This is a genomic window from Bradyrhizobium tropiciagri (assembly GCF_001189845.1).
GTDB lineage: Bacteria > Pseudomonadota > Alphaproteobacteria > Rhizobiales > Xanthobacteraceae > Bradyrhizobium > Bradyrhizobium tropiciagri.
The window spans coordinates 48,354-74,384 of sequence record NZ_LFLZ01000019.1; the positions used below are offsets into that span (position 1 = coordinate 48,354).

Below are 26,031 nucleotides of genomic sequence, written 5' to 3' on the forward strand. Positions count from 1 at the left end.
CTGGGCAGGATCGATCTCGGAGTTCATTTAAGCTTCATCGGCAGGCCTGCAACGACGAACTCGACCTCGTCTGCTGCTGCGGCGATGGTCTGGTTCATCAGACCTGCGGCGTCGCGGAAGGTCCGCGCCAGTGCATTGTCGGGCACGATGCCGAGGCCGACCTCGTTGGTGACCAGGATGACCGGGCTGTGCTGGCGCGGCAGCGCCTCTGCAAGGCGCGTCACCTCCTGCGACCAGTCGCGCTCCGCATGCAGCAGGTTGGACAGCCACAGCGTTAGGCAATCGACCAGCCGTGCGCCGCCGCGATCGGTCTCGGACAGCACGTCAACCAGATCGAGCGGCACCTCGCGCTCGATCCAGTCGCCGCCGCGCCGTGCGCGATGCCTGGCGATGCGTTCGTCCATTTCAGCATCGAGCGCTTCGGCGGTCGCAACATAGACCGGCTGACCTGGAAAGCTGCGCGCGCGAAGTTCGGCGCGCCGGCTCTTTCCGGACCGGGCTCCGCCGGTGATCAGAATGACGGTCATATGGTCTCCTGCGGCGAAGTGGGACCCGCTTCGCTCGAAAACGCTCTAACCACCAATCGCGGTAAAACACAAAGCCGAAATCCGCCCGCGGAGGGCTTGCGCTCGCTCGATGTCTTGCGCATCAGGGGGATCGCGGCGAGGAGAGGGTTAAGTGGGCTTTGCGGGAGCGATGGCGGTGGCGATGGCTGTGGATGCCTTGATCGGCTGGCCGGCGTGGCTGTTTGCCCGCATCGGCCATCCCGTGACCTGGCTCGGCCGCTTGATCCATCTGCTCGATACCGGCTGGAACCGGGCCTCCGATCCGCCGGCGCTGCGTCGCGCCGCGGGTGTTGCGGCGGCCGTGCTGGTGATCGCGCTGGCGACGGCGCTGGGGTGGGGCGTTCAGTCCGCGCTCGCACCCGGATGGCTGCATGTCGTTGTTGTAGGTGTCCTGGCGTGGCCGCTGGTGGCGCTGCGGTCGCTGCATGACCATGTCGCCGCGGTGGCCCATCCGCTCGTATCCGGCGACATCGCGGCCGCGCGATCGGCGGTCGCGCAGATTGTCGGACGCGATCCGGCCACGCTCGACGACGCCGGCATCGCGCGCGCAACCATCGAGAGCCTTGCCGAGAATGCATCCGACGGCATCGTGGCGCCGGTGTTCTGGGGTGCGCTGTTCGGGCTGCCGGGAATCCTCGGCTACAAGGCGGTCAATACGCTGGACTCCATGATCGGCCATCGCACCGAGCGGCACGAAGCCTTTGGCTGGGCCGCGGCGCGGATCGACGATGTTGCCAATCTCATTCCGGCGCGGCTGACCGGTGTCTTGTTCGTGCTGCTCGCGCCAAACCACTCGCAGGCATGGTCATGCATGCTGCGCGATGCGCGACGGCATCGCTCGCCCAATGCCGGATGGCCGGAAGCGGCGATGGCCGGCGCGCTTGGCGTCCGGCTCAGCGGGCCGCGCTTCTATCACGGAAGCATCGCGGACGAGCCCTGGCTGAACGAGGGCGCGCGCGATCCGGCCGCCGCTGACGTCCTCATCGGGCTGAAACTCTATCGTTACGCCATGATCCTGCTGGCCGCCGCCTTCGTGGCCCTGGCGCTGGTGTGAAGGAGCGGCGGATGCGTGAGCACGGCGGGAATCTCGATGTCGCCCAGCAACGCTTCGGCGGCACTGCGGAAGATTGGATCGACCTGTCGACCGGGATCAATCGCGTGCCCTATCCTGATGTCGCCGTGGAGCCGCGGCAATGGAGCGCGTTGCCGTCGCGATCCGAAATCGAATCCCTGCACGACGCGGCGCGGCGAGCTTACGCTACCAGTGCGCCGATCGTGGCGATGGGCGGTGCGCAGACCGCCATTCAGTTGCTGCCTGGTCTGGCGTCGCGCGGGCAGGCGCGCATCCTGGCGCCCACATATAATGAGTATGCCGGCGTGTTGTCGGCTGCGGGCTGGGACGTTGCCGAGGTGTCCGAGCTTGCGGCGCTTGCGGGAGCTGATGTTGCCGTCGTCGTCAATCCGAACAACCCCGACGGAAGACGCCATGATCGGGACGAGCTGCTGGCGCTGTTGCCGCGCGTTGGCCGGCTCGTCATCGACGAGAGTTTTGCGGACGCCGTACCCGGCATCTCGCTTGCAGCAGACGCAGGACGCGCGGGGCTCGTGATCCTGCGCTCATTCGGCAAGTTTTACGGGCTTGCCGGCTTGCGGCTCGGCTTCGCTATTGGCAGCGAAGCTGATATCGCCGCGCTTGCGGCGACGGTAGGCCCGTGGCCGGTTTCGGGGGCCGCGATCGCGATCGGGCGACGGGCCTTGCTCGATCGCGATTGGGCGAGGGCAACGACCGCACGGTTGGCGGACGACTGCGTCAAGCTCGACGTCGCGGCGCAATCGCGCGGCTGGACGCTGGTCGGTGGCACGCCGCTGTTCCGGCTCTACGAGACCGGCGATGCGCTCGCCGCGCAGGAGACGCTTGCCGGCGGACGGATCTGGTCGCGCGTCTTCCAGCAAAAACCGGGATGGCTGCGCCTCGGTCTGCCGGGCAAAGAGGCCGAATGGTCCCGCCTTTCCGCCGCGTTGTCGCGTTGATTTTTTGACGCATTTTCTTCACGCGAACCGGTGTCCACTCCACTCGAAAACGCTTTAGCGCGCCAGCGCGAGCAGGCCGTCGACATCGAGATGGGCTTCGATGTGCTCGGCAAGTGCGTCGAGCGCGCTCTCGACCCTGGCGCCGTAAGGCTGATCCGCCGCAGGGATATCGAGCTGCGCAAGGAAGGCCTTGCGGAAATCATCCGAGCTGAACAGGCCGTGCAGATAGCTGCCGTGGACATGCCCGTCGCGCGACATGGCACCTTCCGGCAAGCCGTCAAGCATTGAAAACGGCCGGGCGCGATCCGGGCCGTCGGTGCGCCCGATATGGATTTCGTAGGCGCTGATTGGCTGATGGGTCGCGGCATGAATCGCGCTAACGCGGGTCAGCGTCTTCTGCTCGGTCATGGTGGTGGTGACATCGAGCAGTCCGAGGCCGCGCGTTTCGCCCGCGGGGCCCTCGATCCCATCGGGATCCGCCACGCTCTCGCCGAGCATCTGGTATCCGCCGCACAGGCCGAGGACATGGCCGCCGCGGCGATGATGCGCCAGCAGATCGATGTCCCAGCCTTGCGCGCGCAGGAAGGCGAGATCGCCGCGGGTCGATTTCGAGCCGGGCAGGATGACGAGCCTGGCATCACCGGGGATGGCTTCGCCCGGACGCACCATCACCAGATCGACGCCGGGTTCGAGTTTGAGCGGATCGAGATCGTCGAAATTGGCGATCCGCGACAGCGCCAGAAACGCGATCTTGCATTGGCCGGGCTTGCGCGCCTCGCCGACCCCGAGCGCGTCTTCGGCAGGTAACTCGCCGGCGCGAGCGAACCAGGGCAGCACGCCAAAGCCGCGCCAGGCGGTGCGGTCTTCGATCAACCTGTAGCCATCATCGAACAGCGAGGGATCACCGCGGAATTTGTTGATGACAAAACCCTGGATCATCGCGGCATCGTCGGGATCGATCACGGTCTTGATGCCGACGAGCTGTGCGATCACGCCGCCGCGGTCGATGTCGCCGACCAGCACCACGGGCACGTCGGCCCGGCGCGCAAAGCCCATATTGGCGATATCGGCCTTGCGCAGGTTGACTTCGGCAGGGCTGCCGGCGCCTTCAACCAACACCAGGTCGGCGCGCTCTTTCAGCCGCCCAAAACTCTCCAGCACCGCGCCCATCAGCTGTGGCTTCATGGTGGCATATTCTCGCGCGCGGGCGGTCGCGATCCGCTTGCCGTGCACGATGATCTGGGCGCCGACATCGGTTTCGGGTTTCAGCAGCACCGGGTTCATGTCGGTGTGCGGCTCGACGCCGGCGGCGAGCGCCTGCAACGCCTGCGCGCGCCCGATCTCGCCGTCATCGACGGTCACGGCCGCATTGTTCGACATGTTCTGCGGCTTGAACGGCAGCACGCGCAGGCCGCGTCGCCTGGCGGCGCGCGCAAGCCCCGCGACGATGAGCGACTTGCCCACGTCCGAGCCTGCACCCTGGATCATCAATGCGCGCGCCATGGCGATGTCTGTCAGAATTCGACGCCCGGCTGGGCCTTGATGCCGGAGCGGAACGGATGCTTCACCAATGTCATTTCGGTGACGAGATCGGCGATCTCGATCAGCTCCTCCTTGGCGTTGCGACCGGTGAGCACGACGTGCGTCATCGGCGGCTTCGACGTCGTCAGGAAGTCGACGACATCGGCGACCGCGAGATAGTCGTAGCGCAGCGCGATGTTGATCTCGTCGAGCACCACCATGCGCAGGCTCGGGTCTGATATCAGCTGCTTGGCCTTTTCCCAGCCGGCTTGCGCTGCCGCGATATCGCGGGCGCGGTCCTGGGTCTCCCAGGTAAAGCCTTCGCCCATCGCGTGGAATTGGCAGAGATCGCCGAAATGCCCGGTGAGCAGGCGGCGTTCGCCGGTATCCCAGGCGCCCTTGATGAACTGCACCACGCGCAGGGAAAGCCGTGCGCCACGCAGCGGACGATCATGCCGAAGGCGGAGGAGGATTTTCCCTTGCCGGCGCCGGTATGAACGATGACCAGACCCTTTTCGCCGCTCTTGGTCGCCATGATCTTGTCGCGGGCGACCTTCTTTTTCGCCATCTTGGTCGCGTGGCGCGCATCCAGCGAAGCCTCGCTGCTGACGACCTCGTCGTCGGCCTCGTTTCCATCAGAAATCATCACGTTCCTTCGGCTTGACAAGTTCGAGCCGCGGACGAATGGTGGGCCCGCGTTGGTTCCTGTCCTATGACAGGCGAAGAGGGAATGCGATAGGGCTCAAGTTGGGCCTGAAAAGCAGCCGCCCCCGCGACCGTGACCGGAGAGATGCCCAAAGCCACTGATTCCCCAAGGGGATCGGGAAGGCGGGGATCGAAGGGAGAAATCCTGCTCCGCAAGCCGGGAGACCTGCCAACGCAGCAAAGTTGAGACCGGCGGACGGGGTGTTCCGCGACGGGGAACGAGCCTGTCCACATCAGGCTCGTGTGCCTCATCGCTTCCCGCTGTTAATCCAGGAAGGACGATGAGCGTTACACTTCATGTCTGTATCACTTGCCGTGCCGGCCAGACGCTGGGCGAAGGCGAGACCGCGCCCGGTGCGCGCCTGCATGCCGCGCTTGTCGAGGCCGGCGTGCCCGACGATGTCAATCTGGTTCCTGTCGAATGCCTGTCGGCTTGCAGCCAGGGCTGCTCGGTCGCGCTCAGCGCGCCCGGCCGGTGGTCCTATGTCTATGGGCGCCTGTCCGAAGCCAATGCCGGGGATGTGATCGCCGGCGCCTCCGCTTATGCGGCGGCACCTGACGGCATCGTGCCGTGGCGCAGCCGTCCCGAAATCTTCCGCAAGCAATCGCTTGCCCGCATCCCACCTCTTCCCGTCGTGCCGGAGGCCGCAGAATGACCACACTCGCCAAGGTTCCGGTTACCGTCGTGACCGGCTTTCTCGGGTCCGGCAAGACGACGCTGATTCAGCACCTGATCCGCAATGCCAACGGCAAGAAGCTCGCGGTGCTGGTGAACGAATTCGGCAGCGAAGGTGTCGACGGCGACATCCTGAAATCCTGCGCCGACGCCAATTGCCCGACCGAGAACATCGTCGAGCTCGCCAATGGCTGCATCTGCTGCACCGTCGCCGACGATTTCATCCCGGCGATGGAGCAGTTGCTCGCGCGCCCGGTGAAGCCCGATCACATCGTGATCGAGACCTCCGGCCTCGCTTTGCCGAAGCCGCTGCTCAAGGCGTTCGACTGGCCGGAGATTCGCTCGCGGATCACCGTCGACGGCGTGATCGCGCTGGCCGATGCGGAAGCCGTCGCTGCCGGGCGCTTCGCGCCCGATCCGGTCGCGGTCGACGCGCAGCGCGCCGCGGACGACAATCTCGATCACGAGACGCCGCTGTCCGAAGTGTTCGAGGACCAGATCGCCTGCGCCGACATCGTGCTGCTGACCAAGGCCGATCTCGCCGGCGCGGAAGGGATCAAGGCGGCCAAGGAGGTGATCGCGGCCGAAATGCCGCGTGAGGTGCCGATGTTGCCCATCGTCGACGGCACCATCGACGCGCGCGTGATCCTGGGCCTCGGCGCCGCGGCAGAGGATGACCTCGCGTCGCGGCCGTCGCATCACGACGGCGAAGAAGAGCACGAGCACGACGATTTCAATTCGGTGGTGATCGATCTTCCCGAGATTGTCGACATCGATGCGCTGGTCGCCTCGATCAAGGGCCTGGCGCGCGAGCAGAACGTGCTGCGCGCCAAGGGCTATATTGCGGTCGAAGGCAAGCCGATGCGCCTGCTGGTGCAATCGGTCGGCGAACGGGTGCGGCATCAGTTCGACATGCCCTGGGGCGTGCGGCCGCGGCAGTCGAAGCTCGTCGTGATCGGCGAACATGGCGACATCGATGAAGCCGCCATCAGGGCACGGCTTGGTGTCTGATGCACGTCATCTTCCGCGAGAGCCGCGGTCTTGAGGAGACCGCGGCACCAAGAGACCTCGGCCAGGATCCGGCCGATCTCGTGGTGTTGTCGTTTTCCGACAGCGATCTTGCGGCCTTCGCGGCCGGCTGGCGGCGCGGCCGTGCCGCATTGCCGTCGCTGCGGCTCGCCAATCTCGCAGAGCTGCGCCATCCGCTGTCGGTCGATACCTATATCGAGCGGACGCTGTCGCACGCGCGCGGCATTTTGGTGCGGCTGATCGGCGGCGAACCCTATTGGTCCTACGGGCTGTCAGCGGTGCATCGGCTGGCGAAGGAGCGCGGCATCGCCCTGGTGGTGCTGCCGGCGGATGGCCGCGACGATCTGCGGCTGGATGAATTCTCGACCTTGCCGGTCTCGACGCTGCGCCGTCTGAAAGTGTTGTGCGACAAGGGCGGCCCCGTTGCCGCGCAGGCCGTGATCGCGCAACTGGCGCTGGCGTCCGGACTCTATGCCGGGCCTGTGGTCGGTGAGATCGATCTGCCCGAGATCGGCGCCTACGATTCCCGTCGCGGCGCCGTCGCATCGCCGCCGGCGCCGGATGGCCGGCCGCGGGCGCTGGTGACGTTCTATCGCTCCTATCTCGCAGCCGGCGACACCGCACCGGTCGATGCATTGATCGATGCGTTGCGCGCGAAGGGCTTTGATGCCCACGGTGTCTTCGTCACCTCGCTGAAGGCGGCGGGCGTTGCCGACTGGTTGCGCGTTCAGTTCGAGCAATGCCAGCCGGCCGCCATCGTCAACGCGACCGCGTTCTCGGCGGCCAGCGACGACGGCACGACGCCGTTCGATGCCGTGTCGTGTCCGGTTTTCCAGGTCGCGCTGTCCACGGCGCGGCGCGAGGATTGGGTAGAGTCGCTGCGCGGCCTGTCGCCCGGCGACCTCGCGATGCATGTGGTGCTGCCGGAAGTCGACGGCCGTCTGTTCACTGGCGTCGTGAGCTTCAAGTCGGCCGGCGAACGCGATCCCGACCTGCAGTTCGCGCACCTTGCGCATCGGCCGGACGCCGAGCGCGTCGCGGCGATTGCCGCGCGCGTCGCAGCCTGGCAGCGGCTTGCCGACAAGCCGGCGCAAGACAAGCAGCTTGCGCTCGTGCTCTCGAACTATCCGGGCCGCCCGCATCAAATCGCGCATGCCGTCGGCCTCGATGCACTTGCCTCGGTCGAGGCGTTGCTGGCTGACCTCGCGGATGCCGGATTTGATATCGAGCCGGTGAAGTCGCTTGGCGATGTGCTCTTGCACCGGAAGTTGGCATGGAGCATCGCAGAATATCGCGCGGCAATGTCGAGCCTTCCGCAGCAGCTGCAGGACGAGCTCGTGCGCACCTGGGGCGGCCCAGAGCATGATCCAGATTGCCGCGACGGTGCATTTCATTTCGCGGCGATCCAATGCGGCAAGTCGGTGATCGCCGTTCAGCCCGAGCGCGGTGAGGCCGGTCATCGCGACGCCGATTATCACGATCTGTCGCGCACGCCGCGCCATGCCTATGTCGCGTTCTACCTGTGGCTCCGGCAGCAGGGCGTCGACGCCGTCGTCCATATGGGCGCGCATGGCACGCTGGAATGGTTGCCCGGCAAGTCGGTTGCGCTGTCATCGGCGTGCTGGCCGGAAGCGCTGATCGGCGATCTGCCTGTTGTCTATCCCTTCATCGTCAACGACCCCGGCGAGGCGGCGCAGGCCAAGCGCCGGATCGGTGCCGTGACGATCGGCCATCTGCCGCCGCCGCTGGCGCAGTCTGCGGTGCCGGAGCGGTTGCGCCCGCTCGAGCGTTTGCTCGATGAATATTCGACCGCGGATGGTCTTGATCCGGCGCGGCGGCGGCGGCTGATTGCCGCGATCCGTGAGGAAGCGCGCATTGCCGGGCTGGAGGACGATCTCGGTCTCGCGGCGTCGGTCTCGGCGGCGGAGGCCATTCCGCAGATCGACCGTTTCGTCTGCGATCTCAAGGAAAGCCAGTTCGGCGATGGCCTGCATGTGTTCGGGCAGGGCGCTTGCGGCGATGCGGAGAAGGCAGCCTTGCGGGACGCACTCGCCGGCCGGCGCGTGGCGCCGGGGCCGTCGGGCTCGCCCTATCGCGGGCGCAGCGACGTGCTGCCGACCGGGCGCAATCTGTTTGCGGTCGACCCGCGCGCGGTGCCGACGCCGTCGGCGCATGCGCAGGGCGTGAAGCTCGCCGAAGAGCTGCTGCGCCGTCATCTGCAGGATCACGGCGACTGGCCGAAAGGGCTGGTCGTGGACCTCTGGGGATCCTCGACGATGCGCACCGCCGGCGAGGACTTTGCGATGGCCCTGCATCTTGCCGGCATCGCGCCGCGCTGGGATCATGGATCGGGCCGGGTGTCGGGCTACGACATCATCGCGCCGGCAGAACTCGGCCGTCACCGCATCGACGTCACGCTGCGCGTGTCGGGGTTGTTCCGCGACGTCTTTTCGGGACTTGCTCAATTGTTCGAAGCTGCGACGGAGACGTTGTCCGAACGCAGCGACGAGGCGGACGAGAATCCCTATCGGCAGCGCATCGCGCGCGTGTTCGGTCCGCGCCCCGGGCATTATGGCGCCGGCATCGCGTCGATTCCGGATGTCTTCACGGCGGAGGCGCGCGAGGCGGCGGGCGAAGCCTGGCTGTCGGCGTCATCCTGGGCGATTGCGTCCGACGGCGAGATCCGGTCCGATCGCGCCGGTATCGAAGCCAGGCTCGCCTCGGCCGACAGTTTTGTTCATACCCAGGATTTACCGGAGACTGATCTGCTACTGGCGGCGGACTACGCCGCGCATGAAGCGGGCATTGCAGCGGCGGCCCAACACCTCGGCGCAAAGGCCCCGGCGCTCTATCACCTCGATGCAACGCGGCCGGATCAGCCGCATGCGCGATCGCTGACCGAGGAGATCTCGCGCGTGGTGCGGGCACGTGCCGCCAATCCGGCATGGATCGCGGGCATGATGCGCCACGGCTTCCGCGGAGCCGCCGAGATCACGGCGACGCTGGAGCATATGGCAGCGTTCGCGCATCTTGCCGGTGCGGTGCCACCGCATCTGTTCGATCTCTATTACGACGCGACGCTCGGCAATGACGAGGTTCGGGGCTTCATGGCGCGGGAGAACCCGGCGGCGCTGGCGGCGATCGAAACCTGCTTCGCTCGGCTGCATGACGCCTCGCTTTGGCAGACGCGGCGCAATTCGATCGCGGCCGCGCTGCAGGAGGCCTTATGAGCGCGATCGCGATCAAGGGCTGGTGTCCCGGCGCGCTGCGGCCGATGCAGTCGGGCGATGGCCTCGTGGTGCGCATTCGCCCGCGCGGCGGGCGGCTGGACGCGATGCAGGCGGCAGGAATCGCAGAGCTGGCGGCGCGTCATGGCAACGGCCTGATCGATCTGACCAGCCGCGCCAATCTCCAGATCCGCGGCGTCAGCGAAGTCGGTTATCCCGCCTTGATCGAGGGGCTTGCCGAGCTCGAATTACTGGACGCTGATTCGGAAACCGAGGCGCAGCGCAACATTCTGGTGACGCCGTTCTGGACCACCGCTGACGATACACGCTCGCTTGCGGCCGAGCTTGAGCGCGCGCTCGCCTGCGCGTCGCTCGATCTTCCGACCAAGTTCGGTTTCGCGATCGATGATGGCAACGAGCGGGTACTGGCCGGCGCGTCTGCGGATATCAGGATCGAACGCGATCGCAACGGAGGCTTGCTGGTGCGCGCCGATGGCGCCCAGCTCGGGCTCCCCGTCACGCGGCGCGAGGCCGTGCAGGTCGCGCTGGCGTTGGCGGAATGGTTCGTAACCTCCGGCGGCGCCAGGAGTGAGAAGCGACGAATGGCGGCGCATCTGGCCGGCGGCGCGAGCCTTCCCGAGGCTCTTTGCGGCGACGCCGAGCCCGTGGCTCGATCGGCAAACCCTGGTCCCGGCCTCACTCCGGCCGGCGCGATGGTTGGCGTGGCCTTCGGGCAGATGCCGCACCAGACGCTCAGCCATCTTGCCACGTGCGCGCAAGCGCTTCGCATGACGCCTTGGCGGATGGTGCTGGCGGAGGGAATGCATGAGATGCCCCGTGGGGCGGACCTCGTCACCGACGCCGACGATCCGGCGCTCCGCGTGATCGCCTGCAGCGGCGCGCCGCGCTGCGGCGAGGCGCATGCCGATACGCGCACGCTGGCAACGGCGCTCGCACGGCATATCCCACCCGATGCTCGGCTTCACGTCTCCGGTTGCGCCAAGGGCTGCGCCCATTCCGGCTCTGCCGATGTCACCCTCGTGGCCACGCACGAAGGCTTTGATCTGATCCGTCATGGCACGGTGCGGGATGCACCTGTCCTGCGCGGGCTGACCGGTGCCGGCATCATCGCAAATCCCTCCGTGCTGACGGGAGGCCATTGATGCCGCACGTCTATGAGACCGATGGCGCGGCGATCTATCGCCAGTCCTTTGCCACCATCCGCTCCGAGGCTGACCTTGCCCGCTTCACGCCCGACGAAGAGCCGGTGGTGGTGCGCATGATCCATGCCGCGGGCATGGTGGGCCTTGAGGCCCATATTCGCTTCACGCCCGGCATGGCCGCGCGCGCGCGAGCAGCCTTGCAGGGGGGCGCGCCGATCCTCTGCGACGCGCGCATGGTGTCGGAGGGAATTACGCGCGCGCGGCTGCCGGCCCGCAACGAAGTCATCTGCACGCTCGGTGATCCGGCGGTTCCTGCGCTCGCGCAATCGATGCGCAACACGCGCTCGGCCGCCGCGCTGGAGCTGTGGAGGCCGCATCTGGCCGGCGCCATCGTCGCGATCGGTAACGCGCCGACGGCGCTGTTTCACCTTCTCAACATGCTGGAGGATGCCGACTGTCCACGTCCGGCAGCGATCATCGGCTGCCCGGTCGGCTTCGTCGGCGCCGCCGAGTCCAAGGCGGCATTGATGGCTGAACCGCCGGTGCCGGCGCTGACGGTCGACGGACGTCTCGGCGGCTCGGCGATTACGGTCGCGGCCGTCAATGCGCTGGCGAGCCGGAGCGAATAGCGATGGGACGCATCATCTGCTGCGGGCTCGGCCCTGGCGATCCGGACCTGATGAGCGTGCGCGCCGACCGCATGGTGCGTGCCGCGAAGCACGTCGCCTTCTTCCGCAAGAAGGGGCAGCTCGGGCAGGCGCGCCGCATCGTCAAAGGCATGCTCGCGGATGACGTCAGCGAATATCCGATGGAGTACCCGGTCACCACGGAGATTGCGTTCGACAATCCCGAATACGCGCGGCTGCTGGCCGATTTCTACGATGCATGGGCCGAGCGGCTGGCCCGGCTTGCGCGCGAGATCGACGTTGTCGTGCTGTGCGAGGGCGATCCCTATTTTTATGGCTCGTTCATGCATCTGCATGCGCGCTTGCAGGGCCGGGTCGAGATCGAGGTGATTGCCGGCATTCCCGGCATGGTCGGCTGCTGGAATGCGGTCGGCGAGCCGATTGCACTTGCCGACGATGTCACCACCGTCCTGATGGGCACGCTGCCGGAGCCTGAACTCGTACAGCGGATGCGCAGTTCCGATGCGCTGATCGTGATGAAGACCGGCCGCAATCTTCCGAAGATCCGCCGCGCGCTCGCTGCCGCGGGCCGTCTCGACGATGCGTGGCTGGTCGAGCGCGGCACCATGCCGGATCAACGGGTCACCCGCCTCGCGGATCTCGCCGAGGCCGATTGTCCGTATTTTGCGATCGTGCTGGTGCACGGGCAGGGGCGACGCAGGGAGGCGGTGCAATGACCGGCACGCTGACCATCGCGGGATTGGGGCCGGGCGACGAGGCGCTGGTCACGCCGGAAGTCACAGCTGCACTCGCGGCGGCGACCGACATCATCGGCTATGCACCCTATGTTTCGCGTGTGCCGCCGCGCGCTCGGCTGACGCTGCATCCCTCGGATAATCGCGTCGAGTTACAGCGCGCCTCCGAGGCGCTGCGGCTGGCGGCCGAGGGGCGACAGGTCGTCGTGGTGTCCTCGGGCGATCCCGGGGTGTTCGCGATGGCATCCGCCGTATTTGAAGCGCTCGAGGATGCGCCGCAATGGCACGACCTCTCTATTCGCGTTCTGCCTGGTGTTACCGCGATGCTGGCGGCTGCGGCGAGCGTCGGCGCGCCGCTCGGCCATGATTTCTGCGCGATCAACCTGTCCGACAATCTCAAGCCATGGTCGCTGATCGAGAAGCGCCTACGGCTCGCTGCCGAAGCAGACTTCGCGATCGCGATGTACAATCCGCGCTCGGCGAGCCGGCCGGAAGGTTTTAGCCGTGCGCTCGATATCTTGCGCGAGGCAGGCTGTGGCGAGCGGATCGTGATCTTCGCGCGCGCCGTCTCTACATCAGACCAGCGAATCGAAACGGTCGAGCTGCGCGACGCGCGGCCCGAGATGGCCGACATGCGGACGCTCGTGATCGTCGGCAATTCGGCGACGCGCCGGGTCGGCCGATGGGTCTACGCGCCGAGGCAGGTCCGATGACCGAGCCACTCCATCACCGCGCTCACGCTTTCGGCCCGCGGCCTATCGGGCAGCGTCGGCCGCGTGATCATGATGACAGGAAGGCCGACGGTGCGGGCGGCGTCGATCTTCGCGCGTGCGCCGGTGCCGCCGGAGTTGCGTGCGACGATCCATTCAAAGGCGCGCGCGCGCATCATCTCGATCTCGGCCTCGAGCGTGAACGGTCCGCGCGAGACGATGACGTCGGCATCGGGCAATGGCAGCGTTTCACCTGGTGGGTCCACGAAGCGCAACGTATAGGCATGCTGCGGCCGGGCACCGAACGGTGCGATATGCTGGCGGCCGATTGCGAGAAACACATTGGCACGGCGCTCCGGCAAGGCCGCGACCGCGGCTGCGACGTCCGCGACCTCGATCCAGCGGTCGCCGGGGGTCCTCTCCCAGGGCGCGCGTTCGAGCGCGAGCAACGGCGTCGCGGTTTGCGCACAGGCGGCGATCGCGTTGCGGCTCATGTCGGCCGCGAAGGGATGCGTCGCGTCGATCACATGCGAGATGCCTTCGCCCCGCAGATAGTCGGCAAGACCGCTGATGCCGCCGAAGCCGCCGATGCGGGTCGGCAGAGGTTGTTCGGCAGGAGCAGCGGTGCGGCCGCCATAGGAATAGATCGCGTCGATGCCCGCGCGCGCGATCGCAGCGGCAAGCAAATTGGCGTCGGCCGTTCCGCCCAGGATCAGGGCGCGTATCATGGGTAATCCCTGGTTGACCATCATCGGCATCGGCGAAGATGGCCTTGCGGGGCTGTCGGACGCAAGCCGAAAGGCGCTTGATGAAGCGGAGGTGGTTTTCGGCGGTGAACGCCATCTTGCGCTGGCCGGCATCACCGACCGGGGCCGCGCCTGGCCGGTGCCGTTCGATGCCGACATCGTGCTTCAATGCCGCGGTCGTCCGACCGTGGTGCTCGCCTCGGGCGATCCGTTCTGGCACGGCGCCGGTGGAACCCTTGTCGAGAAACTGCAGGCCAGAGAGTGGATCGCGCATTCCGCGCCGTCGACGTTCTCGCTGGCCGCGGCGCGTCTGGGTTGGCGGCTCGAGAATGTCGTCTGCCTCGGCCTTCATGCCGCGCCGTTCGAACGGCTGCTGCCGCATCTTTCGCGCGATGCACGGATCATCTGCCTGGTGCGCGACGGCAGAGCGGCTTCCGATCTCGCGCGCTGGCTCACGGAGCGTGGCTGGGGACCGTCGGCGATGTGGACGCTGTCCGCGCTGGGCGGCCCGCCTGAATCCATCACGCAGCATCGCGCCGACTCCTATGCGGGCGATTCGGGTCATACCCTGGTCGCGGTCGCGCTGGAGGCGAGGGGAGCGCAAGGACTTGCGCGCAGTTCGGGTCTTCCCGACGCATTGTTTGTGCATGACGGGCAGCTCACAAAGCGGCCGGTCCGTGCGCTTGCGCTGTCGGCGCTTTCGCCGCGGGCCGGTGAGCGACTGTGGGATATCGGCGCCGGCTCCGGCTCGATCTCGATCGAATGGGCGCTCTGCGGCGGAACGGCGATCGCGGTCGAGGCGCGCGGCGAACGCACCGCCAATATCCGCAGCAATGCCACGAGCTTCGGCCTGAGCCACCGGATCACCGTCATCGAGGGCGAGGCGCCCGGCATCCTGTCGGATCTCGCGGCACCCGATGCCGTATTCATCGGGGGCGGCCTCGATGCCGATATGTTCGATGCGCTCTGGTCGCGGATCGCGCAGGGAGTGCGGCTGGTGGCGCACGCGGTGACCCTGGAAACCGAGGCGCTACTCTCCGATCTGCACCGGCGCCATGGCGGCGAACTGATGCGCCTCGAGATCGCGCAGGCCGAGCCGCTGGGCCGCTATCGTTCCTGGAAGGCCGCGCGGCCGATCGTGCAATGGAGCGTGATCAGATGAAGGTCGCCGGTCTGGGATTCACGAGCAAGGCCAGCGTCGCATCCTTGCGCGAAGCCCTCAATGCCGCCGGCGGCTCCGAAGGCCTTGCGGCGGTTGCCACGGTGAGTGACAAGGCGGATGCGGTGGCATTGAAAGCGCTGGCACAGGAATTGGGGTTGCCGATCCGCGGGATTCCCGCCGAGATGTTGGCGGAGATCGAAACGATGACGCAGTCAGAACAAATCGCTGTCAGGTTCGGCACCGGCTCCGTCGCTGAAGCCGCGGCGCTCGCGGCAGCGGGACGAGGCGCGCGCCTGACTTCAGCTCGACGCGTCTCGCAGGATCGGATGGCGACCGCCGCGATCGCGGAAGGAGACGGTGGATGATGGTGCATTTCATCGGCGCAGGGCCAGGCGCCGCCGATCTTCTGACCTTGCGCGGACGCGATCTCATCGCCTCGTGTCCGGTCTGCCTCTATGCCGGATCGCTGGTGCCTTCAGGCGTGCTGGCGCATTGCCCAAAGGATGCGCGCATCGTCAACACGGCATCGATGTCGCTCGACGAGATCATCGCCGAGATCGCGGCGGCGCATGCGGCCGGTAGGGACGTCGCGCGGCTGCATTCGGGCGATCTCGCGATCTGGTCGGCGATGGGCGAGCAGCTGCGCCGGTTGCGCGCGTTGCAGATTCCGTATTCGGTGACGCCCGGCGTGCCCGCTTTCTCTGCGGCCGCGGCGGCACTGGAGGCTGAGCTCACGCTGCCAGGCCTTGCGCAATCGGTGGTGCTGACGCGCACGCCGGGGCGGGCGAGCGCGATGCCTGATGGTGAGACGCTCGCGGCGTTTGCTGCGACCGGCGCGGTGCTCGCGATCCATCTCTCGATCCATCTGCTCGACAAGGTCATCGCCGAGCTCACGCCGCATTATGGTACGGACTGCCCGGTGGCCATCGTCTGGCGCGCGAGCTGGCCGGACCAACGCATCGTGCGCGCCACGCTCGCGACGCTCGACGCCGCGATCGGACCGGAGCTCGAACGGACCGCGCTGATCCTGGTCGGCAAGACGCTCGGCGCCGGCGACTTCGCAGAGAGCCGTCTCTACGCCGCCGACTATGATCGTCGCTACCGCCCGGTCGGTGCGGCGCCGCGCTTTCCGGAACCATCGCCGGAATCATCGCAATGACCGCGGGGCTCGTGATCTCGGCACCCGCGTCGGGCGTCGGCAAGACGACGCTGACCCTCGCGTTAGCGCGCGCCTATCGCAGTCGCGGTTTGAAGGTGCAATGCCTGAAGAGCGGACCCGACTACATCGATCCTGCCTTTCATGCGGTGGCGACCGGACGCGCCTCCGTCAACGTCGATAGCTGGGCGATGGCTTCAGGTGCGATCGCATCTCTGGCAGGCCGCGGCGCCGATGCCGATCTCGTGCTGGCCGAAGGCTCGATGGGATTGTTCGACGGCGTCGCCGCGCGCGGCGTCTCCGGCACCGGCGCCACTGCCGACATCGCCGAGATGATGGGATGGCCGGTGCTGCTGGTGATCGACCCCTCCGGCCAGGCCCAGACGGCGGCGGCGATCGCAGCGGGACTGCGCGATTTTCGCGCCGGCGTGCGGCTGGCGGGTGTCGTTCTCAACCGTGTCGCCAGCGCGCGCCACGAAGCGCTGGTGCGCGATGCCATGGCGGGGGCGGGCATTGCCGTGCTGGGTGCGCTGCCGCGCCACGCCGAGATCGCCTTGCCGAAGCGTCATCTCGGCCTGGTGCAGGCCGAAGAGCAGTCTCAGATTGACGGCCTGATCGACGAGGCCGCACGCTTCGTCGCTGCGCATGTCGATCTCGATGCCGTGCTGCAATCGGCCCCGGTCTGGTCGCCGCAACCGACCGCGCGCAGCCTCAACATCGCGCCGCCCGGCCAGCGCATCGCGCTCGCGCGCGATGCCGCATTCTCCTTCGTCTACCCGCATATGGTGGAAGCCTGGCGCGGGGCCGGCGCAGAGATCGTGACGTTCTCGCCGCTTGCCGACGAAGGTCCCGACGCTGATGCCGATGTGTGTTGGTTGCCCGGTGGCTACCCTGAACTGCATGCCGGCCGTCTTGCCGCCAACAGGCGATTCCTCGGCGGGTTGCGCGCCTTCGCCGAAACAAAGCTGGTGCATGGCGAGTGCGGCGGCTACATGGTGCTGGGCACAGTGCTCACCGATGCCGAAGGCGCACGCCACGAGATGGCGGGGCTGCTCGGCCTCGAGACGAGCTATGCCAAGCGTCGCATGCATCTCGGCTACCGGCTCGCCGAGCTTGCCGCACCGATGCCACGGCACGGTCCAGGCGCGCGGCTGCGCGGTCACGAGTTTCACTATTCGACGATCATCGCGCAGCCCGATACGCCACTCGCGGTGGTGCGCGATGCGACCGGCGCGATCGTTGCGGAAACCGGATCGCGGCGAGCTAACGCAACGGGGACATTCTTCCACCTGATTGCGGAGGACCGATGAGCGGGTTCGTCTCCTTCGTCTCGGCTGGTCCCGGCGATCCCGAACTCCTGACCATGAAGGGAGCGGCGCGGCTGCGCGAGGCCGACGTGGTGCTGTACGACGATCTCGCTTCGGGCGCGATCCTCGATCTCGCGCGCGCCGGCGCCAATCTTGTCGCGGTCGGCAAACGCGCCGGGCGCCTCTCGGCGAAGCAGCATCATGTCAGCCGGTTGCTGGTCGACTACGCGGCGGCGGGCGTGCGGGTGGTGCGGCTGAAATCCGGCGATGCCGGCATCTTTGGGCGCCTCGAAGAGGAGATCGAGGCGCTGCGCGCTGCCGGCATCGGCTACGAGATCATTCCCGGCGTGACTTCGGCCTCGGTTGCCGCCGCGCAGGCCGGCATTCCGCTGACGCGACGGCTGACCTCGCGCCGGGTCCAGTTCGTGACCGGCGCCGATGTCACCGGCGGGTTGCCTGCGGATCTGAATTGGGCGGCGTTGGCCGATCCGGAAGCGACCACCGTGGTCTATATGGGGCGGCGCACGTTCCCGGCTCTGGCCGCAGGGCTGATCGCGCATGGTCTCGCCCCCGACACGCCGGCGCTGCTGGCGGAGTCCCTCGGTCATGCCGACGAGCAGCTTCATCGGACCACGATCGCAGGGCTGGCCGAACAGCTCGCGCATGCCGGCGCTGCCACGGCGGCTTCCATTATTCTGTTCGGCGCGCTGGCACCGGAAGAAAAGTGATGCGGCCATGTTGACGCTGTCCCTGATCGGTATCGGTTGCGGCGACCCCCGGCAGCTCACGCTCGCTGCAACGGCCGCGATCAATGCCGCCGATCTGATCCTGATCCCGCGCAAGGGGACGGCGAAGTCGGACCTCGCCGAATTGCGCCGGACGATCTGCGCGGAGGCGTCGAGCAACGACAGCACGCGCATTGCCGAGTTCGACCTGCCGGTGCGCGACGCCGGCGAGGAGGACTATCGCAAGGGCGTGGACGATTGGCACGATGCGGTGGCCGCGAGTTGGTCGGAGCAAATCGCACGGCATCTCGGCGGCGACGGGCGCGTCGCCTTGCTGATCTGGGGCGATCCCTCGCTCTACGATTCAAGCCTGCGGATTGCGCAACGGCTCGATCCGCTGCCGTCGATCGATGTGATCCCGGGCATCACGTCGATCCAGGCGCTGTGCGCGGCGCATGCGCTGCCGCTCAACGAGATCGGCGAGCCGTTCCTGGTCACGACGGGCCGGCGGCTGCGCGAGGGCGGCTGGCCGGCCGGTGTCGATACCGTTGTCGTGATGCTCGACGGCGGCGCTGCCTTCCAGACGCTCGATCCTGCCGGCTTAAGGATCTGGTGGGGCGCCTATCTTGGCATGCCGGATCAGATCATCATGGCGGGGGAGCTCGCGGAGGTCGGCCCTCGCATCGTCGCGGTGCGCCGGGAGGCGCGCGAACAGCACGGCTGGATCATGGACAGCTATGTCCTGAAGCGGAGGTCGTGATCCAGAGATTGCCTGTAGCGGGCGCTGCTAGAGCATGATCCGGAAAAGTGCGAAGCGGTTTTCCGAAAAGATCATGCGCAGGCAAAAGGCTAAAGCGCGATGACGATTCAACCCAATCTCATCGCGCTTTAGGTCTTCAGCCCGCGAATCGACGGTTGGATGGTCAGGCGGTAGGCGACGAGCTTGTCACCGTCAAACTGCTCGAGTGTCGTCTCGCAGACGGGGCAGCGATACTCGCCCTTGCTTGCTGATCCGGATGCCAGCTCAAGGCGTCGGAATCCGGCCCCGCAGCGCGGACACGTGACGTCGTCCTTCTTCATCAACTTAACCCCAGAACAACACCGGCGGTCCTTCTTTAGCGCAGTCTGCGCGGCGGAACTATGTTCACGGGGGGAGAACTACGGATCATTCCTGCATGGGAATAAAGGATGCGTCCGCGTCGAGCGGGAGGCTGCGCGAGCGATCGCGCTGAACGGGTGGTCAATTTCAATGCATTTCGCAAATTCGGCAATGGGTTACGGCGTGGCCTTAAAGGGCGATAGGCGATCGGATTTGCGCGGCGATATTGGCTGCCATGTTGCGGCGCTCGGGGCAGATGCTGCGCCTGCTCATTCCGCTCGGCAACGCGTGATCGCCGGCGAACGCAGGGTTCGCCGGCGATCCATCGCCATCGGCGGATGCCACCTACTGCCGCGTCAGGCGAACCACATCCTGCCGCAGCAAATAGAGCGACACCGCGAGCAGAACGACGTCCTTCATCAGGAAGGGCACGTTGCCGGTCATCGCGGGGAAGCCTCCCGCCGCAACGTCCCAGCCATCCGGCATGAACGGGATGATGGTGACCGTCGCGATGAACGTACCGGTCGAGCCGAGCGCGCCGAGAATGCCGAGCCGCTTGCTCCAGAAGCCTGCGAGCAGCAGCGACCCGAATGTCCATTCCGAGGCGCCGAGGAAATAGCTGGCCCCGGCGTGACCGAACAGGGGATACAGCCACCAGATCAGCGGCCCGTTGCTGATGAACGGGACCAGCCGTTCGAATTCGTACGGAAACCATTTCTGGTAACCGAAGAACAGGAACATGATCACCATCGCGGCCCGGACGACGTGGTAGTCGAGATCCTCCGCGAGCAGGCCGGACCTGTCGAGCGCGCGGACAAGCGGATTTTGCGTGGTGCTGGAAAGCGTGGTCATGATCGCGATCCTTCCATTTGACTGACTCGGCTGCGTCATGCGACCGCGGGGAAGTCGATGTCGGTGTCGTTGATGCGGTTGAAGACGTTGGTGAAGACGATGGTCGCGAACGCCAGGCTGATCTCGACCAGTTGCGCATCGCTGTAGCCGGCGGCCTTGATCGCGGCGAAGTCCTCGTCGCTGACGGTGCCGCTCGATTGCGCGAGCTTGCGAACGAAATTGATCAGCACATCGTACTTGGCATCGCCGGTCGGCTCGCCGTCGCGGATCTGCTTCAGCGCGTCGACCTTCACGCCGGCGAGCTTGGCGAAGTGAGAATGCGCGGCGACACAGTAGTCGCAGCCGCCAACGGCGCTGATCACAAGCTTGATGATCTCCCGATCACGCTTGGACAGGCTGCCGCCGGTGAGCACTGCATCGGCGGCGACCATCGCCTTGAGCGCGGCCGGGCCGTGGGCGGCGATGGCGGCATAAGCATTCGGGACGCTGCCGGCCGCCTTCTTGATCTGGGCGTAGATCTGGCCCGACGGGCCGGTGTCGGTTTCGAGATTGGGGACTGAGAGACGGGACATGGTCACACTCCTTGTTGGGGTTGGTGAACGATTGCGAGTGGACAATAGGAGTGAGCTCTGAGACATTGAATGTTCATATATCTCGATTATATGCTCGATCGTCTCATGAAGCCTCTCGAGGGAGGATCGGCCATGGATTGGCTCAGCCGGCTGTTCGAGATGATGCCGGTGCGCGGGCGGCTCGATATTCGCTGCAGCTACAGCGTCCCTTGGCGTATCGAGCAGGGTCCGGGCGCGACCAACGAGATCCCCTATCATGCGGTGCTGGCCGGCTCGGCGATCCTGGACGATCCCGCGGATGGTCGGCCGCTGCTGCTGAAGACCGGCGACATTCTTCTGCTGCCGGGCAACCCGCGACACGTGATGCATGACGGCAGCGGAGCGGCACCGCTGTCGCCGCGCAACCGGACGGCGCAGAATTTCACGATCAGCGAAAACCTGGGTTCGGACGAACGGCTCGATCTGCTGTGCGGACACTTCGCGATTGCACCCCCGCACGACCGTCTGTTGAGCAGCTACCTTCCGCCGCGTCTTGTCGTGCATGCCGGTCCGCGGATCGGAAAGGGGACGGCCGCACAGCTCGCCGGACTTGTGTCGCTCATGCGCGGCGAAACCGCGGACGATCATCTCGGCGGGCGCGCCATGCTCAACGCGCTGTCCACGGCGATGTTTGCGCTGGTACTGCGGCTCGCGAGCGAGAGCGACGCCACGTCACGCGGTCTGCTTGCGCTGGCCGGTGATCCTCGCCTTGCGCCGGCGGTGGCCGCAATGTTCAACGAGCCCGCACGCGCATGGTCGCTGCCGGAGCTCGCGCGTCTCTGTAACATGTCGCGCGCGACGCTGGCCCGGCAGTTCCAGGACAAGCTCGGGCGATCGGCCAGCGATCTGCTCACCGATATCAGGATGACGCTTGCGGCGAACGAGTTGCGGAGTTCATCGCTTTCGACCGGCGCCGTTGCCGAGACCGTCGGCTACCAGTCCGAGGCCGCCTTTCAGCGGGCCTTCAAGAGCCACATGGGCGTAACCCCGGCGCAGTGGCGAAAAGCGCAGCCGCCGGAGCAGGACGTGTCGTTGGAGCCTGCCCGCACCAGTTGATCCGGACGCTACGACTTGCGATGCCTTGCGTTGACCGCGATCGCGGCGGCGGCGGTGCGGTTCTCGACGCCGAGCTTGGCGTAGATCTGCTCGAGATGCTTGTCGACGGTGCGCGGGCTGAGGCCCAGGATCTGCGCGATGTCGCGGTTGGTCTTGCCCTTGGAGAGCCAGGACAGCACCTCGCCTTCGCGGGTGGTCAGGCCGAGCTCGCTGGAGAACTCGGCCGGCATGTCGCCGCTGGTATCCTTGGCGAGCCGCAGCAGGAATTCGTTCGGACCAAGCTTGCCCATATATTGCAATCGCAGCTGCTCATTGCCGGGGAAGGAAGCCACGGTCGCAGTCTTCTTTCCCGCCGCACCTTTCTGCGCCTGCTCGAGCCATTGCGGCATCGGCTCCGGCAGCATGAAATTGTCAGCGGCATCGGCGAGCGTATCCGACAGCAGCCGCTGCGCCTGCGGCGTCGCCCACAGCAGTGCGCCTGCGCTGTTGACCGCGAGCAGATAGCGGCCGGAGACGTCGAGCGCGGCGCGGGCGCTTTGCGTCATCCGCGCATTGGCGAGATGAACCCGGATCCGTGCCAGCATCTCCTCGACCACGATCGGCTTGGTGACGTAGTCGACGCCGCCGGCCTCCAGCCCGCGCACGATGTGTTCGGTTTCGGCCAGCCCCGTCATGAAGATGATCGGGACGCCGTCGAGCCCGGCATCGCGCTTCAGCCGCTTGCAGGTCTCGAAGCCGTCCATGCCGGGCATCACGGCGTCGAGTAGCACGATATCGGGCGTGATCTGGTCGACGATGCGCATCGCAGACGCCCCGTCGAGCGCGACCATCACCGTCATCCCCGCGCCGTCGAGCGCGTCGGTGAGCAGGCGCAACGTCTCGGGCGAGTCGTCGACGACGAGCGCGACGTCGCGCTTTCTCTGTTCAATGGTCATAGCTGTGCAATGTCTTCAATGTCGCCATATATTGATCGAGATCGAACCGGTCGATCAGCGCGCGCATCTGGCCGACGAAATCGGCATGTTCGGGACACTCATGATCGATCTCGTCGAGCTTGAGCTGGATTGCCCTGACATAGCCGAGCTGGCCGAGGCTGATCAGCTCTTCGACATATTTCACCGGCGGGCGCGAACCGCTGTCGGGCCTCCACTGCGGAGGCGGCGCCTGCTCGGCCTCATACTGCCACTCGATCTTGAGCAGTTGGCGGATGGTCTCGAGCAGCCGCGGGATGTCGATCGGCTTCATCAGATAGCCGTCGTGGAAGGGTTGCGCCAGCGGCGCGCCATGGGCTTCCAGTGCGCTTGCCGAGATCATCAGGATGCGCGCCTGGTGATGGCCTTCGGAGCGCAGGGTTTCGGCGACGGTCCAGCCGTCCATGCCGGCCATCGAGATGTCGAGCAGGAACATGTCCGGACGGCAATGCTGCGCGAGCGCGAGGCAGCCCGGTCCATCCGGTGCGCTGAGCAGGATGAAGCCGAGCGGCGCCAGGATCTCGCGCAGGAGGTCGCGGTGGGTCGGGTCGTCGTCGGTAATCAGGATCGTCTTGCGCGGGCCGTGATAGCCGTACACGGGAGCGTCGACCGGCGCATCGCGGCGCGGATTGGTGACCTCGGACAGCAGCAGCTTGACCTTGAAGGTGCTGCCGGTGCCGACCGTGCTCAACACCTTGATGTCGCCGCCCATCACGCCCGCGAGCAGTCGGCTGATGGTGAGGCCAAGCCCGGTGCCGGTCTGCGGCTGGGTGACGCCGAGCGCGCCGCGCTCGAACGGGGCGAATATCCGCTCGAGGTCGTCCGGCTGGATGCCCGGTCCGGTATCGATCACCTCGAACTCGGCTACCGGGCTGCGGTAATGCACCACGAACTGCACCTGGCCGGATTGCGTGAACTTGATCGCATTCGAGAGCAGGTTGATCAGAATCTGCCGCAGCCGCTTCTCGTCGGCGTAAACCACGACCGGCAGCACGGCCGGCCGTTTGAACACGAAGTCGATGCCTTTTGCTGCGGCTTGCAGGCGGAACATGCCGACCAACTGCTCCAGGAAGTCGTTCAGCCGCACTTCGTCGCGCGACAGATAGAGACGGCCGGCCTCGATCTTGGAGATATCGAGAATGCCGTCGATCAGGCCCGACAAATGGTCGGCGCTGCGCCGGACCACGCGCACCTGCTCGCGCGGTCGCACCTGCAGGCTATCGTCCTGCTCCAGCAGCTGCGCGTAGCCGGAGATCGCATTGAGCGGCGAGCGGAGCTCGTGGCTGAGGCCGACCACGTAGCGGCTCTTGGCAAGATTGGCGGACTCCGCCACCTCCTTGGCGCGCTGCAGTTCGGCATCGGTACGCTTGTGGGCGTCGATCTCCTGGATCAGCAGCGTGGTCTGCCGGCGGGTTTCGTCTTCGGCGGCGCGCCGGCTCTGCTGCGCCAGCACGAACAGCCAGGCGACGACGCCGATGATCAGGGTCAGCGCAAAGAACACCTTCCACAGCACGTCGGCCAATAGCTCGTTGGCATGCACCGCCGCCGTGGTCTGCAGATAGATCAAGCCGAGCACCAGCGCGACGAGGCCGGCCGAGACCGCGAACACGCCGAGGTAATGGCCGAGCTGCGAGTTGATGCGGGCGTAGATCGGCTGTGGCATCACCTTGCCCAGCGCGTCCGCGACCTGCGCGCCGATCCGGCCATGCGGCTTGCAGAGGTCGTGGCAGCGCGCGTCGAGCGAGCAGCATAGGGAGCAGATCGGGCCGGCATAGGCGGGGCAGGCGGCCATGTCTTCGGGCTCGAACGCGTGCTCGCAGATACAGCACTGGATCGATTCAATGTTCTGCCAGCTCCGTTTCGGCTTGCGGGCGATGTAGTACTTGCCGTCGGTCGCCCAGGCAATCAGGGGAGCGGTGATGAAGGCGACCGCGAGTGCGACGAAGGCGGAGAGCGCCTTTGCGGTGGGCCCGAACAGGCCGTAGAACGCGCTGATCGAGACTACGGTCGCGATCGTCATGGCGCCGACGCCGACCGGATTGATGTCGCAGAGATGGGCGCGCTTGAACTCGATGTGCTGCGGCCGCAGGCCGAGCGGCTTGTTGATGACGAGATCGGCCACCAGCGCGCCGACCCAGGCGATCGCGACGTTGGAGTAGAGCGCCAGCGTCTGCTCCAGCGCCTTGTAGACGCCGATCTCCATCAGCAGCAGCGCGACGACGACGTTGAACACTAGCCACACCACGCGGCCGGGATGCGAATGGGTCAGGCGGGAGAAGAAGTTCGACCAGGCGATCGAGCCAGCATAGGCGTTGGTGACGTTGATCTTGACCTGCGACAGGATCACGAACGTCCCGGTCAGCGCCATCGCAAGATCCGGCTGCGACAGCACGTAGCGGAAGGCCTCGAGGTACATGTTGGCGGGCTCGGCCGCGTGTTCGGCCGAGACGCCGTGACTGAGCGCGAAAAAGGCCAGGAACGAACCGGCCAGCAGCTTGAGCGCGCCGAGCACGATCCAGCCGGGGCCGGCGCTCAGCAACGCGATCCACCAGGCCTTGCGCGAGGTGCGGCGGTCGCGCGGCAGGAAGCGCAGGAAGTCGACTTGCTCGCCGATCTGCGCCACCAGCGCGAACACGACGGAGGCTGCGGTGCCGAACAGCAGCAGGTCGAGATTCCCTGCGGGATCGCCGTGCTCGCCGGCGAATTTGCGCCACTCGGTGAACGAATGCGGATTGGCCCAGGCGATCGCCGCGAACGGCATGATGTGGAGGATGATCCACAGCGGCTGGGTCCAGAGCTGGAAGCGGCTGATCAGCGTGATGCCGTAGATCACGAGCGGAATGATCACGACCGCGCTGATCAGATAGCCGATCGGCCGCGGGATGCCGAAGCACATGTCGAGCGCGCTGGCCAGGATCACTGCCTCGATCGCGAAGAAGATGAAGGTGAAGGAGGCGTAGATCAGCGATGTGATGGTCGAGCCGATATAGCCGAAGCCGGCGCCGCGGGTCAGCAGGTCGATGTCGATGCCGCTCTTCGCCGCATGGTAGGCGATCGGCAGTCCGCACAGGAAGATGATGACGCTGACGACCAGGATCGCGGCGGAGGCGTTCATCGCGCCGTAGTTCAGCGTGATGGTTCCGCCGATCGCCTCCAGCGCGAGGAAGGAGATCGCGCCGAGCGCGGTGTTGGCGACGCGGGCGGCGGACCAGCGCCGCGCGCTCTTGGCGGTGAAGCGCAGCGCGTAGTCTTCCAGCGTCTGGTTGGCGACCCATTGATTGTATTGGCGCCTGACGCGGTCTATCCGCTGTCGCCCTGCCACTCGTTCTTACTCCTG

The 26,031-nt window shown here is 66.5% G+C and carries 24 protein-coding genes, 1 pseudogene and 1 riboswitch; of the genes and pseudogenes, 16 read left to right on the forward strand and 9 right to left on the reverse strand.

The features are described from left to right. Positions 1-23: 23 nt before the first annotated feature. Positions 24-527 carry a bifunctional adenosylcobinamide kinase/adenosylcobinamide-phosphate guanylyltransferase gene (gene cobU / locus AKN84_RS17170; protein ID WP_050421861.1) on the reverse strand — a complete coding sequence of 168 codons (504 nt, stop codon included), beginning with the start codon at positions 525-527 and terminating at the stop codon, positions 24-26. A 151-nt stretch (positions 528-678) separates the two neighbouring features. On the opposite strand from cobU, the gene cbiB reads away from it, so the two are divergent. Then, positions 679-1,620 carry an adenosylcobinamide-phosphate synthase CbiB gene (cbiB, locus tag AKN84_RS17175; RefSeq protein WP_050421862.1) on the forward strand — a complete coding sequence of 314 codons (942 nt, stop codon included), beginning with the start codon at positions 679-681 and terminating at the stop codon, positions 1,618-1,620. 11 nt (positions 1,621-1,631) lie between these two features. Then, the gene (cobD, locus tag AKN84_RS17180) at positions 1,632-2,597 is read left to right on the forward strand and encodes a threonine-phosphate decarboxylase CobD (protein WP_050421924.1); all 966 of its coding nucleotides are present in this window, start codon (positions 1,632-1,634) and stop codon (positions 2,595-2,597) included. 54 nt (positions 2,598-2,651) lie between these two features. Here cobD and AKN84_RS17185 read toward each other — a convergent pair whose 3' ends face one another. After that, the gene (locus tag AKN84_RS17185) at positions 2,652-4,100 is read right to left on the reverse strand and encodes a cobyric acid synthase (protein WP_050421863.1); all 1,449 of its coding nucleotides are present in this window, start codon (positions 4,098-4,100) and stop codon (positions 2,652-2,654) included. Between the two features lie 11 nt (positions 4,101-4,111). Next, positions 4,112-4,764 (reverse strand): annotated as a pseudogene (gene cobO / locus AKN84_RS17190) (cob(I)yrinic acid a,c-diamide adenosyltransferase). 36 nt (positions 4,765-4,800) lie between these two features. Next, positions 4,801-5,011, forward strand: a riboswitch (cobalamin riboswitch). Between the two features lie 93 nt (positions 5,012-5,104). Between cobO and AKN84_RS17195 the strand changes: the two are divergent. The 7 genes from AKN84_RS17195 to cobJ are packed head-to-tail and all read left to right on the forward strand — an operon-like array spanning position 5,105 to position 13,012. Further along, positions 5,105-5,479, forward strand: coding sequence for a DUF1636 family protein (locus AKN84_RS17195; protein WP_050421864.1), 375 nt, complete (start codon positions 5,105-5,107; stop codon positions 5,477-5,479). Beyond that, positions 5,476-6,510 carry a cobalamin biosynthesis protein CobW gene (gene cobW / locus AKN84_RS17200; RefSeq protein WP_050421865.1) on the forward strand — a complete coding sequence of 345 codons (1,035 nt, stop codon included), beginning with the start codon at positions 5,476-5,478 and terminating at the stop codon, positions 6,508-6,510. Before AKN84_RS17195 ends, cobW begins: the two co-directional genes overlap by 4 nt. Beyond that, a complete protein-coding gene (gene cobN / locus AKN84_RS17205) occupies positions 6,510-9,758 on the forward strand; it encodes a cobaltochelatase subunit CobN (RefSeq protein ID WP_050421866.1) in 3,249 nt (1,082 codons plus the stop codon). The genes cobW and cobN overlap by 1 nt, the downstream gene beginning before the upstream one ends. Then, a complete protein-coding gene (gene cobG, locus AKN84_RS17210; RefSeq protein WP_050421867.1) occupies positions 9,755-10,918 on the forward strand; it encodes a precorrin-3B synthase in 1,164 nt (387 codons plus the stop codon). The genes cobN and cobG overlap by 4 nt, the downstream gene beginning before the upstream one ends. Then, positions 10,918-11,547 carry a precorrin-8X methylmutase gene (locus AKN84_RS17215; RefSeq protein ID WP_050421868.1) on the forward strand — a complete coding sequence of 210 codons (630 nt, stop codon included), beginning with the start codon at positions 10,918-10,920 and terminating at the stop codon, positions 11,545-11,547. Before cobG ends, AKN84_RS17215 begins: the two co-directional genes overlap by 1 nt. 2 nt (positions 11,548-11,549) lie before the next feature. After that, a complete protein-coding gene (locus AKN84_RS17220) occupies positions 11,550-12,281 on the forward strand; it encodes a precorrin-2 C(20)-methyltransferase (RefSeq protein WP_050421869.1) in 732 nt (243 codons plus the stop codon). Further along, complete coding sequence (gene cobJ, locus AKN84_RS17225; protein WP_050421870.1) at positions 12,278-13,012, forward strand: precorrin-3B C(17)-methyltransferase; 735 nt, start codon at positions 12,278-12,280, stop codon at positions 13,010-13,012. Before AKN84_RS17220 ends, cobJ begins: the two co-directional genes overlap by 4 nt. On the opposite strand, the gene AKN84_RS17230 is transcribed toward cobJ, so the two are convergent. Further along, positions 12,988-13,737, reverse strand: coding sequence for a cobalt-precorrin-6A reductase (locus tag AKN84_RS17230; protein ID WP_050421871.1), 750 nt, complete (start codon positions 13,735-13,737; stop codon positions 12,988-12,990). The two genes, cobJ and AKN84_RS17230, sit on opposite strands and share 25 nt — an antisense overlap. On the opposite strand from AKN84_RS17230, the gene AKN84_RS17235 reads away from it, so the two are divergent. The 6 genes from AKN84_RS17235 to cobF are packed head-to-tail and all read left to right on the forward strand — an operon-like array spanning position 13,736 to position 18,865. Continuing rightward, complete coding sequence (locus AKN84_RS17235; RefSeq protein WP_050421872.1) at positions 13,736-14,917, forward strand: bifunctional cobalt-precorrin-7 (C(5))-methyltransferase/cobalt-precorrin-6B (C(15))-methyltransferase; 1,182 nt, start codon at positions 13,736-13,738, stop codon at positions 14,915-14,917. The two genes, AKN84_RS17230 and AKN84_RS17235, sit on opposite strands and share 2 nt — an antisense overlap. Beyond that, positions 14,914-15,282 (forward strand): cobalamin biosynthesis protein, encoded by a 369-nt coding sequence (locus tag AKN84_RS17240; protein ID WP_050421873.1) that lies wholly within the window; start codon positions 14,914-14,916, stop codon positions 15,280-15,282. Before AKN84_RS17235 ends, AKN84_RS17240 begins: the two co-directional genes overlap by 4 nt. Then, on the forward strand, positions 15,279-16,076 hold the full coding sequence (cobM, locus tag AKN84_RS17245; RefSeq protein ID WP_050421874.1) for a precorrin-4 C(11)-methyltransferase: 798 nt from the start codon (positions 15,279-15,281) through the stop codon (positions 16,074-16,076). The genes AKN84_RS17240 and cobM overlap by 4 nt, the downstream gene beginning before the upstream one ends. Further along, positions 16,073-17,383, forward strand: coding sequence for a cobyrinic acid a,c-diamide synthase CobB (locus AKN84_RS17250; RefSeq protein WP_050421875.1), 1,311 nt, complete (start codon positions 16,073-16,075; stop codon positions 17,381-17,383). Before cobM ends, AKN84_RS17250 begins: the two co-directional genes overlap by 4 nt. Next, positions 17,380-18,108 carry a uroporphyrinogen-III C-methyltransferase gene (gene cobA / locus AKN84_RS17255; RefSeq protein ID WP_050421876.1) on the forward strand — a complete coding sequence of 243 codons (729 nt, stop codon included), beginning with the start codon at positions 17,380-17,382 and terminating at the stop codon, positions 18,106-18,108. The genes AKN84_RS17250 and cobA overlap by 4 nt, the downstream gene beginning before the upstream one ends. A gap of 7 nt (positions 18,109-18,115) precedes the next feature. Beyond that, positions 18,116-18,865: a precorrin-6A synthase (deacetylating) gene (gene cobF / locus AKN84_RS17260; protein WP_050421877.1), complete on the forward strand. Its 750-nt coding sequence runs from the start codon at positions 18,116-18,118 to the stop codon at positions 18,863-18,865. A gap of 128 nt (positions 18,866-18,993) precedes the next feature. Here cobF and AKN84_RS17265 read toward each other — a convergent pair whose 3' ends face one another. The 3 genes from AKN84_RS17265 to AKN84_RS17275 form a co-directional block, all read right to left on the reverse strand. After that, positions 18,994-19,185 (reverse strand): hypothetical protein, encoded by a 192-nt coding sequence (locus AKN84_RS17265; protein ID WP_050421878.1) that lies wholly within the window; start codon positions 19,183-19,185, stop codon positions 18,994-18,996. A 364-nt stretch (positions 19,186-19,549) separates the two neighbouring features. After that, on the reverse strand, positions 19,550-20,056 hold the full coding sequence (locus tag AKN84_RS17270; RefSeq protein WP_050421925.1) for a YkgB family protein: 507 nt from the start codon (positions 20,054-20,056) through the stop codon (positions 19,550-19,552). A gap of 35 nt (positions 20,057-20,091) precedes the next feature. Then, positions 20,092-20,628 (reverse strand): carboxymuconolactone decarboxylase family protein, encoded by a 537-nt coding sequence (locus AKN84_RS17275; RefSeq protein WP_050421879.1) that lies wholly within the window; start codon positions 20,626-20,628, stop codon positions 20,092-20,094. A 132-nt stretch (positions 20,629-20,760) separates the two neighbouring features. On the opposite strand from AKN84_RS17275, the gene AKN84_RS17280 reads away from it, so the two are divergent. Then, positions 20,761-21,723, forward strand: coding sequence for an AraC family transcriptional regulator (locus tag AKN84_RS17280; protein WP_050421926.1), 963 nt, complete (start codon positions 20,761-20,763; stop codon positions 21,721-21,723). An 8-nt stretch (positions 21,724-21,731) separates the two neighbouring features. On the opposite strand, the gene AKN84_RS17285 is transcribed toward AKN84_RS17280, so the two are convergent. Beyond that, the gene (locus tag AKN84_RS17285; protein WP_050421880.1) at positions 21,732-22,658 is read right to left on the reverse strand and encodes a response regulator; all 927 of its coding nucleotides are present in this window, start codon (positions 22,656-22,658) and stop codon (positions 21,732-21,734) included. Continuing rightward, a complete protein-coding gene (locus tag AKN84_RS17290) occupies positions 22,648-26,016 on the reverse strand; it encodes a hybrid sensor histidine kinase/response regulator (protein ID WP_050421881.1) in 3,369 nt (1,122 codons plus the stop codon). Before AKN84_RS17290 ends, AKN84_RS17285 begins: the two co-directional genes overlap by 11 nt. Between the last annotated feature and the right edge of the window lie 15 nt (positions 26,017-26,031).